Raw genomic sequence first — 16,782 nt, 5'->3', positions numbered from 1 at the left:
CCGCTCATCGCCCGAGCATCGGCAGCTTGAGACCCGCCTCGCGCGCCGTTTGCTGCGCGAGTTCGTAGCCGGCGTCCGCGTGGCGCATCACGCCCGTGGCCGGATCGTTCAGCAGCACGCGGCCCAGACGCTCGTGCGCCGCCTGCGTGCCGTCCGCCACGATCACCACGCCCGCGTGCTGCGAGAAGCCCATGCCCACACCCCCGCCATGGTGTAGCGACACCCACGACGCGCCGCCCGCCGTGTTCAGCAGCGCATTGAGCAGCGGCCAGTCGCTCACCGCGTCCGAACCGTCCTTCATCGACTCCGTTTCGCGGTTCGGACTCGCCACCGAGCCCGTGTCGAGATGATCGCGGCCGATCACGACCGGCGCCTTCAGCTCGCCATTTTTGACCATTTCGTTGAACGCCTGACCGAGGCGATAACGATCCTTCACGCCCACCCAGCAGATCCGCGCCGGCAAGCCCTGGAACGCGATACGCTCGCGCGCCATGTCGAGCCAGTTGTGCAGGTGCGCATCGTCGGGGATCAGTTCCTTGACCTTCGCGTCCGTCTTGTAGATATCCTCGGGATCGCCCGAGAGCGCCACCCAGCGGAACGGCCCCTTGCCCTCGCAGAACAGCGGACGGATATACGCCGGCACGAAGCCCGGGAAATCGAACGCGTTTTCCACGCCCATTTCGAGCGCCATCTGGCGGATGTTGTTGCCGTAGTCGAGCGTGGCCGCACCACGTTCCTGCAGCGTGAGCATCGCGCGCACCTGGCTCGCCATCGACTCCTTCGCCGCCTTCACGATGGAGTCCGGCGCGACCTTCTGCGCCTCGCGCCACTGCGCCACCGTCCAGCCCTGCGGCAGGTAGCCGTTGATCGGGTCGTGCGCGCTCGTCTGGTCCGTCACGCAGTCGGGCGTGATGCCGCGCTTCACGAACTCCGCGAACACATCGGCGGCATTGCCGAGCAGCCCCACCGAAACCGGCTTGCCCGTCTTCTTCGCTTCCTCGACGATGGCCAGCGCCTCGTCGATCGTCTTCGCCTTGCGGTCCACGTAGCGCGTCTTCAGGCGGAAGTCGATGCGCGTCTCGTCGCATTCCACCGCGATCATCGAGAAGCCCGCCATCGTCGCCGCGAGCGGCTGCGCGCCGCCCATGCCGCCCAGGCCCCCCGTGAGGATCCAGCGGCCCTTCGGGTCGCCGTTGAAGTGCTGGTTCGCCACCGAATAGAACGTTTCGTACGTACCCTGCACGATGCCCTGCGAGCCGATGTAGATCCAGCTGCCCGCCGTCATCTGGCCGTACATCATGAGGCCCTTGCGGTCCAGTTCGTGGAAGTGCTCCCAGGTGGCCCAGTGCGGCACGAGGTTCGAGTTCGCGAGCAGCACGCGCGGGGCGTCGGCATGGGTGCGGAACACGCCCACGGGCTTGCCCGACTGGATCAGCAGCGTTTCGTCCTCGTTCAGGTCCTTCAGCGACGCGAGGATCTGGTCGAAGCACGCCCAGTTGCGCGCGGCACGGCCAATGCCGCCGTACACCACGAGCGCATGCGGATGCTCGGCGACTTCGGGGTCCAGATTATTCTGGATCATCCGGTAGGCGGCTTCCGCGATCCAGGTCTTGCAGACCTTCTCGCTGCCGCGCGGCGCTCGGATCGTGCGGGTCGGGTCGAGGCGGGGGTCGGTGAAGTTCGGGTGGTTCATTTGTTCGTGTCCGTCGAGTCTGGATAGCAAGCTGAAAAGCTGCGCCCGCGGAGATGCAATGCGCGCTGCAACGTGGGCTAAGTCTAACGCCGTCAAGTTGTATATACAACTCGTTTCGCCCAAACGTGGGTTAGTAGTTACCCTGGCATGAATCGCAGGAATCTGGCTGCGGACGCGCCAGGCCGGCAAACGAGCCGTGAAATCTTTGTCTAGACAAGATGTCTGCAAACGGCCCGATATCGTGCATGGCGCGTAGACGCGGTCAGGAGGGACGGGGCGCGGGAATCCAGGCGGCAAGGCGTGCGTGAGCGTCCGGTGGAGCGTGGTTCAGCAAGGCCGCAGGAAACGAGCCGGCTCGCCGCCCGCTTCTCAAACGGTACCCGCCAGATGAAACCGCGAAGCCGGATGCCACAGGCGCACGGAAGTCGCCACATGACGCCCCACCCACGTGCGCCGCAGCAACAGCAGGCAAGGCTCGCCGATTTCCATCTCCAGATACTGCCGCACGCGCGCGTCGGGCTTCTGCGCGTAGATGCGGAACTCGGCGCGCTGGATCGGCGCGAGGCGCACCATGTAGTGATTCGGCGTTTCGACGGTGAAGTCCTGGGCGAGGTAGTCGGGGAACACCTTGGGGTTCACGTAGCGGTCCTCGTACTGGATCGGCTCGCCCTCTTCGCTGTGCACGATGCGCGAGTGGAACACCGGCCCGGCGTCGAGTTCGAGCGCGGCGATCGCATTCGGATCGTCGCTCGACTCCAGCGCCAACACGCGCGCGCCATGCCGATGGCCGCGCGCCGCGATTTCGTCGGCGATATTGCGGATCTGCAGCACCGTCGATTCGTACTGACGCGGCGCCACGTACGTGCCCGAGCCGCGCACGCGGTTCAGCACGCCTTCGGCCATCAACTCGCGCAGCGCACGCGACACCGTCATGCGCGCCACGCCGAATTCTTTCACCAGTTCCGTTTCGGAAGGCACCACGTCGCCGGGCCGCAAGGCGCCGCTTTCGATCTGCGCGAGCACATGACGCTTGATCTGCTCATAGGCGGGCAACGAGGCGCCGCGGACCGTCTTCTTTTGCATGGTCTCGATCTTCGAATGAACGGATGGTCGCCGCCACAATGGCCGCCAGGCGCGGCCCGGACTTGCGGCTTCAGGCGGCCACATTGTACCGCCCCTTAAAGCGGCTCCCAGGCAGGCTCGGCCACGAGCGCAGGCTGCCAGCGCGCCAGCGCCACGCAGGCGCGCACGCCCCGCCCGTCCGCGCCCGGATTCAGACTCACCGCGCCGCGATGCGACTGCGCGATCTCGCGCACGATCGCGAGACCCAGTCCGGTGCCTTCCGTCCCGGCGGCGGCGCGGAAGAAAGGCTCGAAAACGCGCGCACGCGCCTCCGCGGGAATGCCGCGTCCGTCGTCGAGCACTTCGAGCGCGACCGTCTCGCCGCTCACCCGCACGGACACCGTGACGTGCCCGCCAGCCGGCGTGTAGCGCAGCGCGTTGTCCACGAGATTGCTGACCATCGCGCGCAACAGCTCGCGATGCCCCTGCACCACCGCCCCGCCCGCCTCGCCCGGCAGTTCCGCCCCGAGATCGATGCCGCACGTCTGCGCAAGCAGCGCGAGCGCCTCGACCACTTCGCGCGCGAGCTGCGCCATGTCGACGGGCGCGGCCGGCAACTGCGCGGGATCGAGCGCCTCGGCCTGCGCGAGCAGCAGCAACTGGTTGGTGAGCGCGACCATCGAGCGGTTGCTCACGTGCATGGCCGCCAGCACTTCGTCGAGCGCGGGATCGACGGCTTTTTGCTGGCGCGCGTACTGCAACTGTGTGCCGAGCAGCGTGAGCGGCGTGCGCAGCTGGTGCGCAGCGTCGGCGATAAAGCGGCGCTGCGCCGCCGTCTGCGCCGACAGGCGCGCAATGCATTGGTTGATGGCGTCCACGACGGGCCGCAGTTCGGCATGCAGCCCTTCGGCACGAATGGGTTCGAGGTGCGAAGGATCGCGGTCCGCCACGTCGTTCTTGAGCTTCATGAGCGGACGCAGCTCGAACGTGAGGCCGATGCCGGCGAGCGCCACGGCCAGCATCACCATGCCGATCTGGCGATAGAGCTGGGGACGCCACAGCGCCTCCACCATGGCGTCGCGCGAACGCTGGGTCTTGCCAACCGACACGCGCACGCGCCAGATGTGGCCGTTGTCGTACATGGAGCGCACCACGCTCACGGCGCGCACGGCCTGGCCGCGCAGCTGTGCGTCGAACGCCACGGGCGAATCGACGGCGGGCGGCGCAGCCGCGTACGGAAAATCGGGCATGCCCGCGAGCAGCGAGCCGCCCTCCACGTGCACGTTGTAGAACACCTGGTCCTGCTGCGGCGAAGCGAAGAGTTCGAGCGCCGCAGGCGGCACGTCGGCGCGCAGCGCACCGTCTGCCCATTGCACGGAACCGGCGATCATGCGCGCGGACGAAAGCAGCCGGCCGTCCTGCACCAGATCGGCGGTATGGCGCGCAGTGCGATACTCGGACGTCGCCGTGAAACCCACGTAGAGCGCGAGCGGCACGAGCATCCACCACAACAGGCGAACACGCAGGCTACCCGTCATGTCGGCACGCGCAAGTCGTCATAGCGTTTCATCCTTCCTGCGCAGCAAATAGCCCAGGCCGCGCAGTGTCACGATCACGGCCGAACTGCCTTCGAGCTTCTTGCGCAGCCGCGAGACGTAGATTTCGATCGCGTCTTCGCTGGGTTCGTCGGCGAGCGTGAAGATCGCATCGACGAGCGCGGCCTTCGAAACGGTCTGGCCGAGGCGCAGCGCGAGCGTTTCGAGCACCGTGCGCTCGCGCGGCGTGACGTTCAGCGGCGCGCCCTTCAGCGTGAACTGGCGCGTGTTGAGGTCGAACACGAGGTCCCCGCAGCCGATCTCGTTCGCGCGCGCGGGCGTTTGCCGGCGAATCAGCACCTTGATGCGCGCCACCAGTTCGCGCACCTCGAACGGCTTGACGAGATAGTCGTCGGCGCCCGCGCCGAGCAGCTCCACCTTTTCGTCGATCGAGCCGCTTGCCGTGAGCACCATCACGGGCGTCGCGTCGCCGCGCTGGCGCAGCCGCCGCAGCACGTTCTTGCCCGAGAGCTTCGGCAAATTGAGGTCGAGCAGCACCACGTCGTAGTGACTGGACTGCAGCAACTGGTCGGCCGCTTCGCCGTCCTGCACGGCGTCGAAGGCGAACGCCTGCTCCTCCAGCGTCTTGACGAGCCAGTGCGCAAGCGTGGGATTGTCTTCGATCAGCAGCAACTTCATGGGCGGGTGCGGGCAATGACGAAGGCCGTTTCGGGGGAATCGATTGTGCCGTTGCCGGCGCGCCGCCGCCCTGCGGGTTAACACGGACGATTTTGCAAGGCGCCAGAAGGCTGGCAGAAGGCTTACGGTTTTTATAATCGGCTCCATCCACCAAAAAGCGCCCGCATGCACGGCGCACTACCTTCAGGAGACTCCACGATGCCTACCTTGCGCCAGATCGCCGCCGTATCGAGTGTCGCGTTCGCCCTCGCCGCCGGCTCCACGGCTGCCCACGCGGAAAAGATCACGATCATGGTTGGCGGCGCAACCAAGATCATCTATCTGCCCGCCAAACTGACCGAGCAGCTCGGCTACTTCAAGGACGAAGGCCTCGACGTCGAGCTGCAGTCGCAGCCGGCCGGCGTGGACGCCGAGAACGAATTGCTCGCGGGCGCGGTGCAAGGCGTGGTGGGCTTCTACGATCACACCATCGACCTGCAGAGCAAGGGCAAGGAGGTGCAGACGCTCGTGGTGTTCGGCCAGGTGCCGGGCGAAGTGGAAATGGTGTCCAACGCGGCGGCCGGCACGCTCAAGAGCATGGCCGACGTGAAGGGCAAGACGCTCGGCGTAACGGGCCTCGGCTCCTCCACGAGCTTCCTCACGCAGTACCTCGCGCAGCGCGCGGGCGTGCCCTCCAACCAGTACACGCTGCTGCCGGTGGGCGCGGACAACACCTTCATCGCGGCGATCAAGCAGAACCGCATCGATGCGGGCATGACCACGGAGCCCACCGTCTCGCGTCTGCTGCAAACCGGCGACGCCAGGGTGCTCGTCGACATGCGCACGCTCGAAGGCACGCGCGCGGCGCTCGGCGGCACCTACCCCGCTTCGAGCTTCTACGTGCAGCGCGCCTGGGCGCAGTCGCACAAGGACGAAGCGACGAAGCTCGCGCACGCGTTCTCGCGCACGCTCAATTTCATCGCTACGCATAACGCCGATGAAATCGCCGCGAAGATGCCGAAGGACTACTACGGCAGCAACAAGGATCTCTACGTGGCCGCGCTGAAGTCCTCGCTGCCGATGTTCACGAAGGACGGCCGCATGCCCGCCGACGGCCCCGAGACAGTGCTCAAGGTGCTCTCAGCGTTCAATCCTTCGGTGAAGGGCAAGCACATCGACCTCGCGAAGACTTACTCGAACGACTATCTGCCGGCTACGACCGCCACGGCGTCGAAGTAATCAAGGCGGGTTGCTCCCCGTACGCCCCACGTTCAGCCCACTGAGACAATGACTTCCTCTCATTCCCAAGGCACGCCGGCCATCGAGCTGCGCAATGTTTCGTGCCGCTTCATTTCGCCGGACGGCAAGGCGACCGTCGCCCTGCGCGACTTCAGCATGTCGGTCGCGCGCGGCGAGTTCGTCGCGATCGTCGGGCCCACGGGCTGCGGCAAGTCCACCACGCTCAGCATGATCACGGGCCTGCTCAAACCCACCACCGGCGAAGTGCGCGTGATGGGCGCGAGCGTGAACGGCATCGATCCGCGCATTGGCTTCGTGTTCCAGGCCGATGCCGTGTTCCCGTGGCGCTCGGTGCTCGACAACGTGGCGGCCGGCCCGCTCTATCGCGGCCGCTCGAAGTCGGCGGCCTACGACGAAGCCAACGAATGGCTGCGCCGCGTGGGCCTCGCCAACTTCGGCAAGCACTATCCGCATCAGCTTTCGGGCGGCATGCGAAAGCGCGTGGCGCTTGCACAGACGTTCATCAACAAGCCCGAAATCCTGCTCATGGACGAGCCGTTCTCGGCACTCGACATGCAAACGCGCACGCTCATGCAGGACGAGCTGTTGCAGCTGTGGGGCGGCACGGGCTCGGTCGTATTCGTCACGCACGACCTCGAAGAAGCCATTGCGCTCGCCGACCGCGTGTTCGTGCTGACCGCGCGCCCCGCCACGCTCAAGAAGGTCTACGAGATCGATCTGCCGCGCCCGCGCGTGACGTCCGAAATCCGCTACGCGCCGCACTTCGTCGAACTGTCGCGCCAGATCTGGCACGACCTGCGCGAAGAAGTGCAGATCGCCTGACAACCGGAGCCGCCCAACCATGTCCACCCCGCAACAAACCCTGCCGCAAGGCCTCGATACCGCCTCGCTCGACGCCGTCGAGCGCGCCGCGCAAAAGCGCATTCGTCAGCGCAATTGGCTCGTCATTGCGCTGCGTATCCTCGTGCTCGTCGTCGTGCTCGGCGGCTGGGAACTCGCCGCGCGCCTCAAATGGATCGACCCGTTCTTCTTCTCGATGCCCACGGCCATCTTCGACCAGATCATCGACTGGTTCGTGAACGGCACCTCGCAGGGGCCGCTCCTCACGCAGGTCTGGGTCACGCTGGAAGAAACGGGTCTCGGCTTCATCATCGGCTCGGTGGCCGGCGTGTTCTGCGGCATCGTGCTTGGCCGCAACAAGCTGCTCTCCGATGTGTTCAGCCTCTACATCAAGATCGCCAACTCGATTCCGCGCGTAGTGCTCGGCTCGGTGTTCGTGATCGCGCTGGGGCTCGGCATGGCGTCGAAAGTGGCGCTCGCCGTGGTGATGGTGTTTTTCGTCGTGTTCGCCAATGCGTTCCAGGGCGTGCGCGAGGCCGACCGCTACATGATCGCCAATGCGCAGATTCTCGGCGCGTCGCGCCGCCAGGTGACGACCTCGGTCGTGATTCCCTCAGCGCTCTCGTGGATTCTCGCGAGCCTGCACGTGAGCTTCGGCTTCGCGCTGGTCGGCGCCGTGGTAGGCGAATTCCTGGGCTCGAAGCAAGGCATCGGTTTGCTGATTTCGACGGCGCAGGGCGCGTTCAACGCGAGCGGCGTGTTCGCCGCGATGATCGTGCTCGCCGTGGTCGCGCTCGCCGCCGACTATGTACTCACCGCGCTCGAGCATCGTTTGCTCAAGTGGCGGCCCACCCCTTCGAACTGATTCCATCCAGTTCCCCTGTCCGGGCCGTGCGAGCCGCAAGTCTCCAGGTCCGTGGTCCGCGGCGCACTGCCAGTGCGCCGCGTTTTTTGTCTGGCGCGCCAGCGTTACTTCGGCTGCCCGACCGTGCGCAGATACGGCTTGAGCGTCTTGAAGCCCTGCGGATACTTCTGCCTGGCCGCATCGTCGGATACCGAAGTCGGGATGATCACGTCGTCGCCCGGTTTCCAGTTCACCGGCGTCGCCACCGTGTGCTTCGCGGTGAGTTGCAGCGAATCGAGCAGGCGCAGCACTTCGTCGAAATTGCGGCCCGAACTCATCGGGTAGACGAGCATCGCCTTCACCTTCTTGTCCGGCCCGATGAGGAACACCGAGCGCACCGTGGCGTTGTCGGCGGCCGAGCGCGGGCTCGCGCCGCTCGCGTTCGGATGGATCATGTCGTAGAGCTTCGCGACGGCGAGGTCGTGATCCCCAATCATCGGATAGTTGACCGCGCTGCCCTGCGTTTCCTCGATGTCCTTGACCCACTTCTCGTGGTCGCTCACCGGGTCGATGCTCAGACCGATGATCTTCGTGTTGCGCTTGTCGAACTCCGGCTTGAGCTTCGCCATATAGCCGAGTTCGGTCGTGCAAACGGGCGTGAAGTCTTTCGGATGCGAAAACAGAATGGCCCATTGGTCGCCGATCCATTCGTGGAAATGGATCTTGCCTTCGGTCGTCTCCGCGGTGAAATCGGGTGCCTCTTCTCCAAGACGAATCGTCATCTTCAGTCTCCTGAATGCAGTGATTTACAGCTCGTGAGGGGTCGGTGTGCGCGCGAAAAATGACTCCCGCTTCTGCATTTTAGGTAGTGCGCGTGACACTTATGAAAATTTTTCCGATTTCATTTTTATTACGTTTTAAATACATTTTTCTGTCATTTGCCACGGAAAACCCGCATCGGGACGATATCGCAGCCTTGACATCCACTTGGCATAAAGCGAATAATGCGACGTTCGATAATCGAAACTGTGTTCGTATTTCGAACACCAGAATAACAAGAACGGGCTGGCCGTCTTGCCGCGCAAATCCGCGCGTGCAAGGCGTGATATGAACCCGCTGAGCCGGGGCGGCATCGCCTCCCGCTTATGGAGGAGCCGCATTTGCCCCCTTGCACCACGCGCCGACTGCTTGCCGGCCGCACGGTGCCGGGACCATTCGCAAGCAACGCCTCCTGTCCGCTCCGGCCAGCCAGTAGCCATACGCTACCTAGCGCAAAGAGCATGAAAAGAGACCTCCAGACTGAAACGCGCGATTCCCGCCAGGGGGTCGTCGCCGCCCTCGTGTATGTTTTCGAGCGAGTCATGCCCGACCCGTTCGTCCTGTCGATCTGCCTCACCTTCTTCGTCGCGGTGCTCGCGCTTCTGATCGCGCCGCACGGCAATCTCCCTACGCTGCTCGGCTCCTGGTACGAAGGCACGTTCGGCATTCTCGGCTTCGCGCTGCAGATGATCCTGATCCTCGCCACGGGCTATGCCATTGCCGAGGCGCCCGTGATCCAGCGCGTGCTGCGCGCCCTCGCGGCCAAGGCGCAGACGCCGGCGCGCGCCGCGCTGCTGGTGTTTCCAGTCGTCGCCATCGCGGCCTGGCTGAACTGGGGCCTGGGCCTGATCGTGGGCGCGCTGCTCTCGCGCGAAATCGCGAGGCGCGTGAACGTGGACTTCGCGTGGCTCGTGGCCGGCAGCTATTCGGCATGGTCGATCTGCAATAGCGGGCTCTCCAGCTCGATCGCCCTTTCGCAGGCCTCGCATGGCAATGCGCTCAATCTCGTCGAAAAGGCGACAGGTCAGGTGATTCCGCTCAGCCAGACGGTGTTCGCGCCGTTCGTCTTCGTCCCGACCGTGCTCGTCGTGGTCGTGATGACGTTCATCTTCATCCGCATGCATCCGAAACCGGGGCACGTCGCGCCTTTCAGCGCGGCGGCCGATACCGAAGCGAACGATGCCGGCGCCGGCGACGATCCGCACGCGCGCGTCGGCAACGGCACGCCTACGCTCGCGTCGCGCCTCGAGCAGTCGATGCTCGGCACGCTGCTGCTGATCGCGCTCGGCGCCGGCTATCTTGCGATGGAATGGAGCGAAAAGGGTTTCGATCTCGACATCAACACGACGATCCTGATCTTCCTGCTGATCGGCCTCGCGCTTCAGCGCACGCCCATCGCCTACGCGAACGCCATTCGCCGCGCCGCGCGCCAGACCGGCTCCATGCTGCTCCAGTACCCCGTGTACGGCGGCATCATGGGCGTGATGAAGGGCACGGGCCTCGCCTCGATGATCGCCAAGGCCTTCGTCACGATCGCGACGCCGCTTTCGCTGCCGCTCTGGAGCTATCTGAGCTCGCTCATCATCACGCTGCTCGTGCCGAGCGCGGGCGGCCACTGGGCCGTGCAGGGCCCCTTCGTGCTGCCCGCCGCGCTGAGCCTGCACGCCTCGGTGCCGCGCACCGCCATGGGCGTGGCGATGGCGGAGAACGTCTCGAACATGCTGCAGCCGTTCTGGGCGGTGCCGATCGTCGCGATTGCGGGCATCCGCATTCAGCGCGTGATGGGCTATACCGCCGTGACGTTCGCGGTGTCGCTCGTGATCTACGCCGTCGCGCTCTGGCTCGTGCCCTGAGCGGTCTCCGCACGAAGGAAGGCGTTGCTCCGGGCTGCTATTTAGCGGTTCGGGCAGCGCCTTTTTCATTGCGCGTGCGTTCGACGCCCCGGCTTCGCGGCTCGCGAAGATCGGCGACAATGGGCGAGCCTCGACGACGGCATGCCGCCCTGAATCGATGCGCGATCCGAACCAGGAGACTGCCATGACCGCCAGCGCGCCGCCCTCCCCACCGTCGTCCTCTTCGTCCGGCTCAGGCGCTGACGGCGGCGAACCCGATCCTCGCTTCGTCGAGTTCGCGCGCCAGGTGTTCGACACCGCGCGCCGCGGCGAAGCCACGACGCTCGCCACGCTCATCGACCAGGGCCTGCCGCCGAACCTGCGCAATGAAAAAGGCGACAGCCTCGTGATGCTGGCAAGCTATCACGGCCACGCGAACGCCGTGCGAGCGCTCGTGCAGCGCGGCGCCGATCCCGACCTGCGCAACGACAACGGGCAAACGCCGATCGCGGGCGCGGCCTTCAAGGGCTACGTCGACGTGATCGGCGCCCTGCTGGAAAGCGGCGCCGACGTGGAAGGCGCCTCTCCCGACGGCCGCACGGCGCTGATGGTTGCTGCCATGTTCAACCACTCCGATATCGTCGACCTGCTGCTCGCGCGCGGCGCGAACCCGGCGGCGCACGACGCCGCGGGCAACACCGCGCTCGACGTGGCGAACGCGATGGGCGCCGTGGACACGGCCGCCCGACTCGCCGGAAAGGATGACGGCAAGGTCGCGTAGCAAGCGCCGCACAAGGGGTCCGATCGAGGGCCCGACAGGCGGCCGCTGGCTGCAGGCACGCGAAACGCTGCAAGGCGCGTAACGGCACGCGCCTTCCTGGTGTCACTCCTGGTTTGCATACAACGCGCCGCCAGGCGACGCTATCCATGTAACACCCGTGCGTGCAGCGCCAGTGCGGGGCAGGCGATTTTCCACGAGCCGTGATATCGTTTTGTCATCGGATTCGAAGTCTGCACGCACCCGTCAATCGAACTCTGTTACTTTCGCGAGCGTCGCCATGAGTGATGTACGCCACCATCTGAGTCCGCGCGATCGCGTGGAGCTGCTCTGCTGGCTCACCTGCGGGAGCCTCGGAGCCTACTATCTCAACGAATCCTGGCCCAACGCGGCCTTTCACGTCCAGGCGGCGCACAAGTGGCTCGACCGTCACGCGCGCGAGGCCGACTGGCTCGCGATCGCGCGGCTCGCCGCCATGGCGCAGGACATCGCGCAGCAGCACGCATGGTTCGTGGACGCCGTCTGGGCGCGCGACGCCGTCGAGGAAATTCTCGACACCGACGACCTGAACTACCAGGCCAAGCTCGTCCTGCAAGTGCTCAAGGACTGCGAACGAGCGCTCGCCGACCGCCGCCCTGCCGACTAGCGCCTGTTTAGCTTCATAAGCGGGGTTCCCCACACAAGCCACGCGTTTCTCCATCAAATGATGGACGCGTGGTGGTTATCCTCCGAACACACTTCCGCTTGCAGCGCCGGCCTCCCCTTCGCCGGCCGCTGGCTCACGCGGGAGAACCCAGATGACTCGCCCCCTCGCCCTGACGCTCGCCGCCGCGCTGTTCGCATTGGCGTCGGCGAACCCCGCCGCGCTCGCGCAAACCGGCGCCCATGCAACCGCCCTCAGCGCCGCCCGGCCCATCCAGCCGCAAAAAGTCGCGAAGCCGGCGCCCAAAGCCCAGCAAACCGCGAAAGCCACCAAGCCCGCCCCGCAATCGCTGCGCTGGCTGATGTCGGAATCTCCATGAAACGAACCGGCGCGCCAGCGCCAGGTTCGCCCTTCGCCACCCCGCCTCGAAGCGCAGCCGTCGCGGCTCAGGACTGCGACGGCTTCGCGCTGTCTGCCGGCGTCCAGCCATAACCGGGCACCTTGCACTGTTTTCGGGAGAACGCAGAAACCGTGCGCCAATAAAGTCGCACGCGATGACGAGCGGCACTCGCGGAGCCATAGCGATCGCATTCGTTTCGAAATCCGAAATTAAGGTACGCTAATCGTTCGCTCGCGGACGCACTATGCGCGACGCTTTCGCTTACGTTGCGAATCAAGCGGCGCGATCGAGTCGGCGCACCGCACCGAACTCCGCGCACGAAAGCGTGCGCATGAGCAGCGCCATGGCCTCGGTCACGCGGCGGCGATCGAGTTCGACGTGCAGGCAAGCGAGATCGCTGCGGCGATCGATATCGATCGTATGCACGCCGAGCGCGCTGCCCACCAGACCGTGCAGCGTGCATCGCGCGAGCTGCGCTTCGCTCGTGGGCACGCGCACGACCATCTGGACCGTTGTGCGATGGGTTGCCGGGTGCAGCGGGTTGCGCGAATTGCGCAGCGAGAGAACGGGCCGCGGCGCGGCGGCGGCGCGGGAACCTCGGGAAATCGGGCCTTGCGAGACGATAGACGGCATACGTGTTGTGCGCACGCCGCCGTTAGGGGCGGCGCGCTTGAGTTGAACACGAACCGATTCTAGGCAGCGCCGCGTAAACGTCTGGTCAATAAACACGACACGGCCGCTAAAAGTGCGTAGCGGCCGATGAGCAGCCTCAATCGAGCGGTCGGCCCGCCGGTTCGCGAATGAGCGGCAGCGCGAGCAGCGAGACCGCCCCGCAGCCGATCAGATACCAGGCGGGCGCGAGGGGATTGTCGAGGAGCTTGATGAGCCAGGTAGCGAAGAACTGCGCGAAGCCGCCGAAGATCGACACGCCCACGCAATAGACCACGGACATGCCCGTCACGCGAATCGACTGAGGAAAGAGTTCAGGCAGCATCACGATATTGGGGACCGCCGTGAACGCGACGATCGCGCCCAGCACGGCCACGACCGCGAGCACGGTTGGGACAGCCGGCACGGCGTGAATGACCATGAAGGCCGGATAGATCACGGCAATCAGCAGCACGCGCGAGACGCCCATCACCCGCTTGCGGCCGAGGCGGTCGGAAAGCGAGCCGGCGAACGGCGAGCAGATCGCCGTGACGAGCGCCGCGACAAGGGCCGCGCTCATGCCGACCGACATCGGCAGACCGAGAATCTTGATCGCGTAGGTCGACATGTAGAACAGCACGATATAGTTCGCCGCCGTGCCGCCTATGGTCGTGACGACGCCGGCCACGAGCGCCCGGCGATGACGCCCGAAAATCTCGCGCAGCGGCCGCGCCACGTCGGCCACGGGTTCGGTGTCTTCGACCTGGACGTGATACGGGAGCGTTTCGTCGAGATGGCGGCGGATGTACACGCCCACCGGCACGACCAGCATGCCGATCACGAACGGCACGCGCCAGCCCCAACTTTCGAGCGCGGCCTGCGAGAGCAGGGTGGAGAGCGCCACGCCGACAAGCGCGCCGCACACCGTGTTCAGGCCCTGGCTCACGAACTGCCAGCTGCCGTAAAAGCCGCGCGAACGGTCATCGGCGTATTCGAGCAGGAGCGCTGTCGAGGCGCCCACTTCGCCGCCCACCGCGAAGCCTTGCACGAGACGCGCGAGCAGGATCAGCGCGGGCGCCGCGAGCCCGATCTGCGCATAAGTGGGCGCGAACGCGATGAGCGCCGAGCCGAGCGCCATGAGCCAGAGCGTGAGCGTCATGGCGGCCTTGCGGCCCACGCGGTCCGCGAACGCGCCGATCACGATGCCGCCAATCGGACGCACGACGAAACCCACGCCGAAGCTGCCCACAGCGAGCATCAACTGGTTCAGCGAGCCATGCACCGGAAAGTACAGCGAGCCGATGATCGAGGCAAAGAAGCTGTAGACGGTGAAGTCGAAGAACTCGAGCCCGTTGCCGAGCGTGATCGCGAAGATGGCCTTCGCGCGCGAGCGGCGCGTGGAAGCCGGGGCCGCAGCGGCCGGCGCCTGAAACGACGTGGCGTTCATCAAGTGTCTCCTTGTGTGTCTCGTGTCGTGGTGCGGTGGCCCGCCGGCTGCGGGCTTCAGCCGCGCAGGAAGCGTTCGGCGAGCTGGACCCAGTACGCCGCGCCGGTGGCGAGGCAATCGTCGTTGAAGTCGTAGCCGGGGTTGTGCACCATGCAGCCGCCCTCCCCGTCGCCGTTGCCGATGATGAGGTAGCTGCCCGCGCAGCGCTCGAGCAGGAATGAGAAGTCCTCGCTGCCGGTGAGCGGCGCCATGTCGTGAATGAGCCCATCTTCGCCGAGCCAGTCGCGCGCCACCTCCTGCGCGAACCCGGTCATCGCCGCGTCGTTCACGAGCACCGGGTAGCGGCGCTGGTAGTCGATGCGCGCCGTCGCGCCGTAGGCGCTCGCCTGCGCGTGCACGAGCGCGGTGATGCGCTCTTGCAGCAGGTCGCGCACTTCGGGGCGCAGCGCGCGCACCGAGAGACGCATCTGCGCAGTTTGCGGAATCACGTTGGGGGCGTCGCCCGAATGGATCGCGCCCACGGTGACGATTGCCATGTCGAGCGGCGGTACGTTGCGCGACACGATGGTCTGCAGCGCGAGCACGACATTGGCGCACACCACCACCGGATCGATCGCCTTATGCGGCACCGCGCCGTGACCGCCACGCCCGTCGATGTCGATGATCACCGTGTCCGACGAAGCCATGAACGGCCCGGCGCGAAAGCCGAGCTTGCCGGTCGGAAAGCCGGGCATGTTGTGCATGGCGAACACGGCATCGCACGGAAAGCGCTCGAACAGGCCTTCGTCGAGCATGCGCCTGGCTCCCCCCAGGCCTTCTTCGGCGGGCTGGAAAATGAGGTGCAGCGTGCCGCTGAAGTTGCCCGACTGCGCGAGATGCTTCGCCGCCGCGAGCAGCATGGCCGTGTGGCCGTCGTGGCCGCACGCATGCATCTTGCCCGGAACGCGGCTCGCGTAGTCGAGGCCGGTGTTTTCGTGGATGGGGAGCGCGTCCATGTCGGCGCGCAGACCGAGGCGCTGCCGACCATCGCCCAGCTTGAGGGTGCCCACGACACCCGTGCCGCCCAGCCCGCGGTGCACCTCGTAGCCCCACTCGGCGAGGCGCTGCGCGACGAGGCCGCTCGTGACGAATTCTTCGAAGCCCAGTTCGGGATGCGCGTGGATCTCGTGGCGCAGCGCGATCATTTCTTCTTCGATCGCGGCGATTGCGGCCGGGATAGCCATCGTGTTCATACGAATTCTCTCCAGAGGGGACGACGAATGCGCTCGAGAATAATGACCTCTCCTTTTGGCCGACAGCCCTAAAATAGTTGGCCCGCCAACCAGAAGTGCGCACCGGGGTTATCCCTTATGAAGTTCCACCAGTTCCGCGCGCTCGTCGCCATGGCCGATACCGGCAGTATTCGCGCGGCCGCGCGTGCGCTCGGCATCTCGCCGGCGGCGGCGACGAAGGCGGTGCGCGAGCTCGAAGCCGAGCAGCAAATCGCGCTCGTCACGCGCAATGCGAACGGCATCGCCTTCACGGAGGCGGGCCAGGCGCTGCTTGTCCATGCGCGCCTCGTCGTGCACCAGATGTCGCGCGCCCAGGACGAACTCGATGCGCGGCGCGGGCGTGGCGGCGGCAAGCTCGCGATCGGCGTGACGCCTTGGCTCGCCCTCTCCTTTCTGCCCGACGCCGTCACGCTGTTTCGCGAGCGCATGCCCGGCATGCAGCTGGAGTTCTACGAAGGCCTGCTCAATATCGTGATGCCGCGGCTGCGCGACGGCTCGCTCGACTTCTCGCTAGGCAAGCCGGGGCCCGCATCGCTGCATGCGGAATTTACGCAGACGCCGATCTTCGCCACGGAATCGGCCGTGGTGGTGCGCAAAGACCACCCGCTCTCGCAGGCGCAATCGCTGACGGAACTGCAGGATTGCGAGTGGTTGCTCAACTGGGACCCGGCCAGCAAGGAGATGATCGCCGACGACGTCTTCCTGCGTCATGGCCTGCCGATGCCGAACCATGTGCACCTGGCGCACTCGTTCGTGGTGGCGATGGGGCTCATCATGAACACGGATATGGTGAGTATCTTCCCGTGGCCGCTGGTGGAAACGCGCTTTGCGCGCGACAATCTGCACGCGCTCGCGCTTCAGGAGGAAGTGGATCGCACGGTGGTTAGCGTGGTTGCGCGGCGCGGTGTGCCGCTTTCCGCTGCGGCCGAATGCTTTCTGGAATGCCTCAAGGAGGCGATTCATGCGGGTGAGGCTTCTGCCAATCCTGAGCGCAGGCGGCTTTATCACTCGCTTGAGTTGCTGATTTGAGTT

16 protein-coding genes are annotated in these 16,782 nt (G+C 65.8%); 8 read left to right on the top strand and 8 right to left on the bottom strand.

Annotated features, from left to right (window positions below; genetic code table 11):
- Positions 1 to 4: 4 nt before the first annotated feature.
- From hutU to BHE01S_RS11025, 4 genes are all read right to left on the bottom strand, one after another.
- On the bottom strand, positions 5 to 1,693 hold the full coding sequence (gene hutU / locus BHE01S_RS11040; RefSeq protein WP_042263666.1) for a urocanate hydratase: 1,689 nt from the start codon (positions 1,691 to 1,693) through the stop codon (positions 5 to 7).
- A 369-nt stretch (positions 1,694 to 2,062) separates the two neighbouring features.
- Positions 2,063 to 2,776, bottom strand: a complete 714-nt coding sequence (hutC, locus tag BHE01S_RS11035; RefSeq protein WP_042263664.1) for a histidine utilization repressor — start codon at positions 2,774 to 2,776, stop codon at positions 2,063 to 2,065.
- A 95-nt stretch (positions 2,777 to 2,871) separates the two neighbouring features.
- A complete protein-coding gene (locus tag BHE01S_RS11030; RefSeq protein WP_042263662.1) occupies positions 2,872 to 4,293 on the bottom strand; it encodes a sensor histidine kinase in 1,422 nt (473 codons plus the stop codon).
- An 18-nt stretch (positions 4,294 to 4,311) separates the two neighbouring features.
- Complete coding sequence (locus BHE01S_RS11025) at positions 4,312 to 4,989, bottom strand: response regulator (protein ID WP_042263660.1); 678 nt, start codon at positions 4,987 to 4,989, stop codon at positions 4,312 to 4,314.
- A 198-nt stretch (positions 4,990 to 5,187) separates the two neighbouring features.
- Here BHE01S_RS11025 and BHE01S_RS11020 point away from each other — a divergent pair, with 198 nt between their 5' ends.
- From BHE01S_RS11020 to BHE01S_RS11010, 3 genes are read left to right on the top strand one after another with little or no spacing between them, the layout of a single operon-like run.
- Positions 5,188 to 6,207 (top strand): ABC transporter substrate-binding protein, encoded by a 1,020-nt coding sequence (locus BHE01S_RS11020; RefSeq protein WP_042263659.1) that lies wholly within the window; start codon positions 5,188 to 5,190, stop codon positions 6,205 to 6,207.
- 48 nt (positions 6,208 to 6,255) lie between these two features.
- On the top strand, positions 6,256 to 7,050 hold the full coding sequence (locus BHE01S_RS11015) for an ABC transporter ATP-binding protein (protein WP_042263657.1): 795 nt from the start codon (positions 6,256 to 6,258) through the stop codon (positions 7,048 to 7,050).
- Positions 7,051 to 7,069: 19 nt separating this feature from the next.
- Complete coding sequence (locus tag BHE01S_RS11010; RefSeq protein ID WP_042263655.1) at positions 7,070 to 7,933, top strand: ABC transporter permease; 864 nt, start codon at positions 7,070 to 7,072, stop codon at positions 7,931 to 7,933.
- Between the two features lie 104 nt (positions 7,934 to 8,037).
- Here the strand turns inward: BHE01S_RS11010 and BHE01S_RS11005 are convergent, their stop codons facing one another.
- A complete protein-coding gene (locus BHE01S_RS11005; RefSeq protein WP_042263653.1) occupies positions 8,038 to 8,694 on the bottom strand; it encodes a peroxiredoxin in 657 nt (218 codons plus the stop codon).
- 498 nt (positions 8,695 to 9,192) lie between these two features.
- On the opposite strand from BHE01S_RS11005, the gene BHE01S_RS11000 reads away from it, so the two are divergent.
- From BHE01S_RS11000 to BHE01S_RS10985, 4 genes are all read left to right on the top strand, one after another.
- Positions 9,193 to 10,584, top strand: a complete 1,392-nt coding sequence (locus tag BHE01S_RS11000) for a short-chain fatty acid transporter (protein WP_042263651.1) — start codon at positions 9,193 to 9,195, stop codon at positions 10,582 to 10,584.
- Between the two features lie 184 nt (positions 10,585 to 10,768).
- Positions 10,769 to 11,344 (top strand): ankyrin repeat domain-containing protein, encoded by a 576-nt coding sequence (locus BHE01S_RS10995; protein ID WP_042263649.1) that lies wholly within the window; start codon positions 10,769 to 10,771, stop codon positions 11,342 to 11,344.
- Positions 11,345 to 11,621: 277 nt separating this feature from the next.
- A complete protein-coding gene (locus BHE01S_RS10990) occupies positions 11,622 to 11,987 on the top strand; it encodes a hypothetical protein (RefSeq protein WP_028205078.1) in 366 nt (121 codons plus the stop codon).
- Positions 11,988 to 12,138: 151 nt separating this feature from the next.
- Positions 12,139 to 12,363 carry a hypothetical protein gene (locus BHE01S_RS10985; protein WP_042263646.1) on the top strand — a complete coding sequence of 75 codons (225 nt, stop codon included), beginning with the start codon at positions 12,139 to 12,141 and terminating at the stop codon, positions 12,361 to 12,363.
- A gap of 294 nt (positions 12,364 to 12,657) precedes the next feature.
- On the opposite strand, the gene BHE01S_RS36625 is transcribed toward BHE01S_RS10985, so the two are convergent.
- The 3 genes from BHE01S_RS36625 to BHE01S_RS10970 form a co-directional block, all read right to left on the bottom strand.
- On the bottom strand, positions 12,658 to 13,017 hold the full coding sequence (locus BHE01S_RS36625; RefSeq protein WP_052405840.1) for a hypothetical protein: 360 nt from the start codon (positions 13,015 to 13,017) through the stop codon (positions 12,658 to 12,660).
- A gap of 136 nt (positions 13,018 to 13,153) precedes the next feature.
- The gene (locus BHE01S_RS10975; protein WP_042263644.1) at positions 13,154 to 14,479 is read right to left on the bottom strand and encodes an MFS transporter; all 1,326 of its coding nucleotides are present in this window, start codon (positions 14,477 to 14,479) and stop codon (positions 13,154 to 13,156) included.
- 56 nt (positions 14,480 to 14,535) lie between these two features.
- On the bottom strand, positions 14,536 to 15,711 hold the full coding sequence (locus BHE01S_RS10970; RefSeq protein ID WP_042263642.1) for a M20 aminoacylase family protein: 1,176 nt from the start codon (positions 15,709 to 15,711) through the stop codon (positions 14,536 to 14,538).
- 117 nt (positions 15,712 to 15,828) lie between these two features.
- On the opposite strand from BHE01S_RS10970, the gene BHE01S_RS10965 reads away from it, so the two are divergent.
- Positions 15,829 to 16,779 carry a LysR substrate-binding domain-containing protein gene (locus BHE01S_RS10965; RefSeq protein ID WP_042263640.1) on the top strand — a complete coding sequence of 317 codons (951 nt, stop codon included), beginning with the start codon at positions 15,829 to 15,831 and terminating at the stop codon, positions 16,777 to 16,779.
- The last annotated feature ends 3 nt before the right edge of the window (positions 16,780 to 16,782 follow it).

The sequence above is a fragment of the Paraburkholderia heleia NBRC 101817 genome, from assembly GCF_000739775.1.
GTDB lineage: Bacteria > Pseudomonadota > Gammaproteobacteria > Burkholderiales > Burkholderiaceae > Paraburkholderia > Paraburkholderia heleia.
Note: the sequence above shows the minus strand (reverse complement) of the source record. Positions and strands in the feature narration are given on the sequence as shown.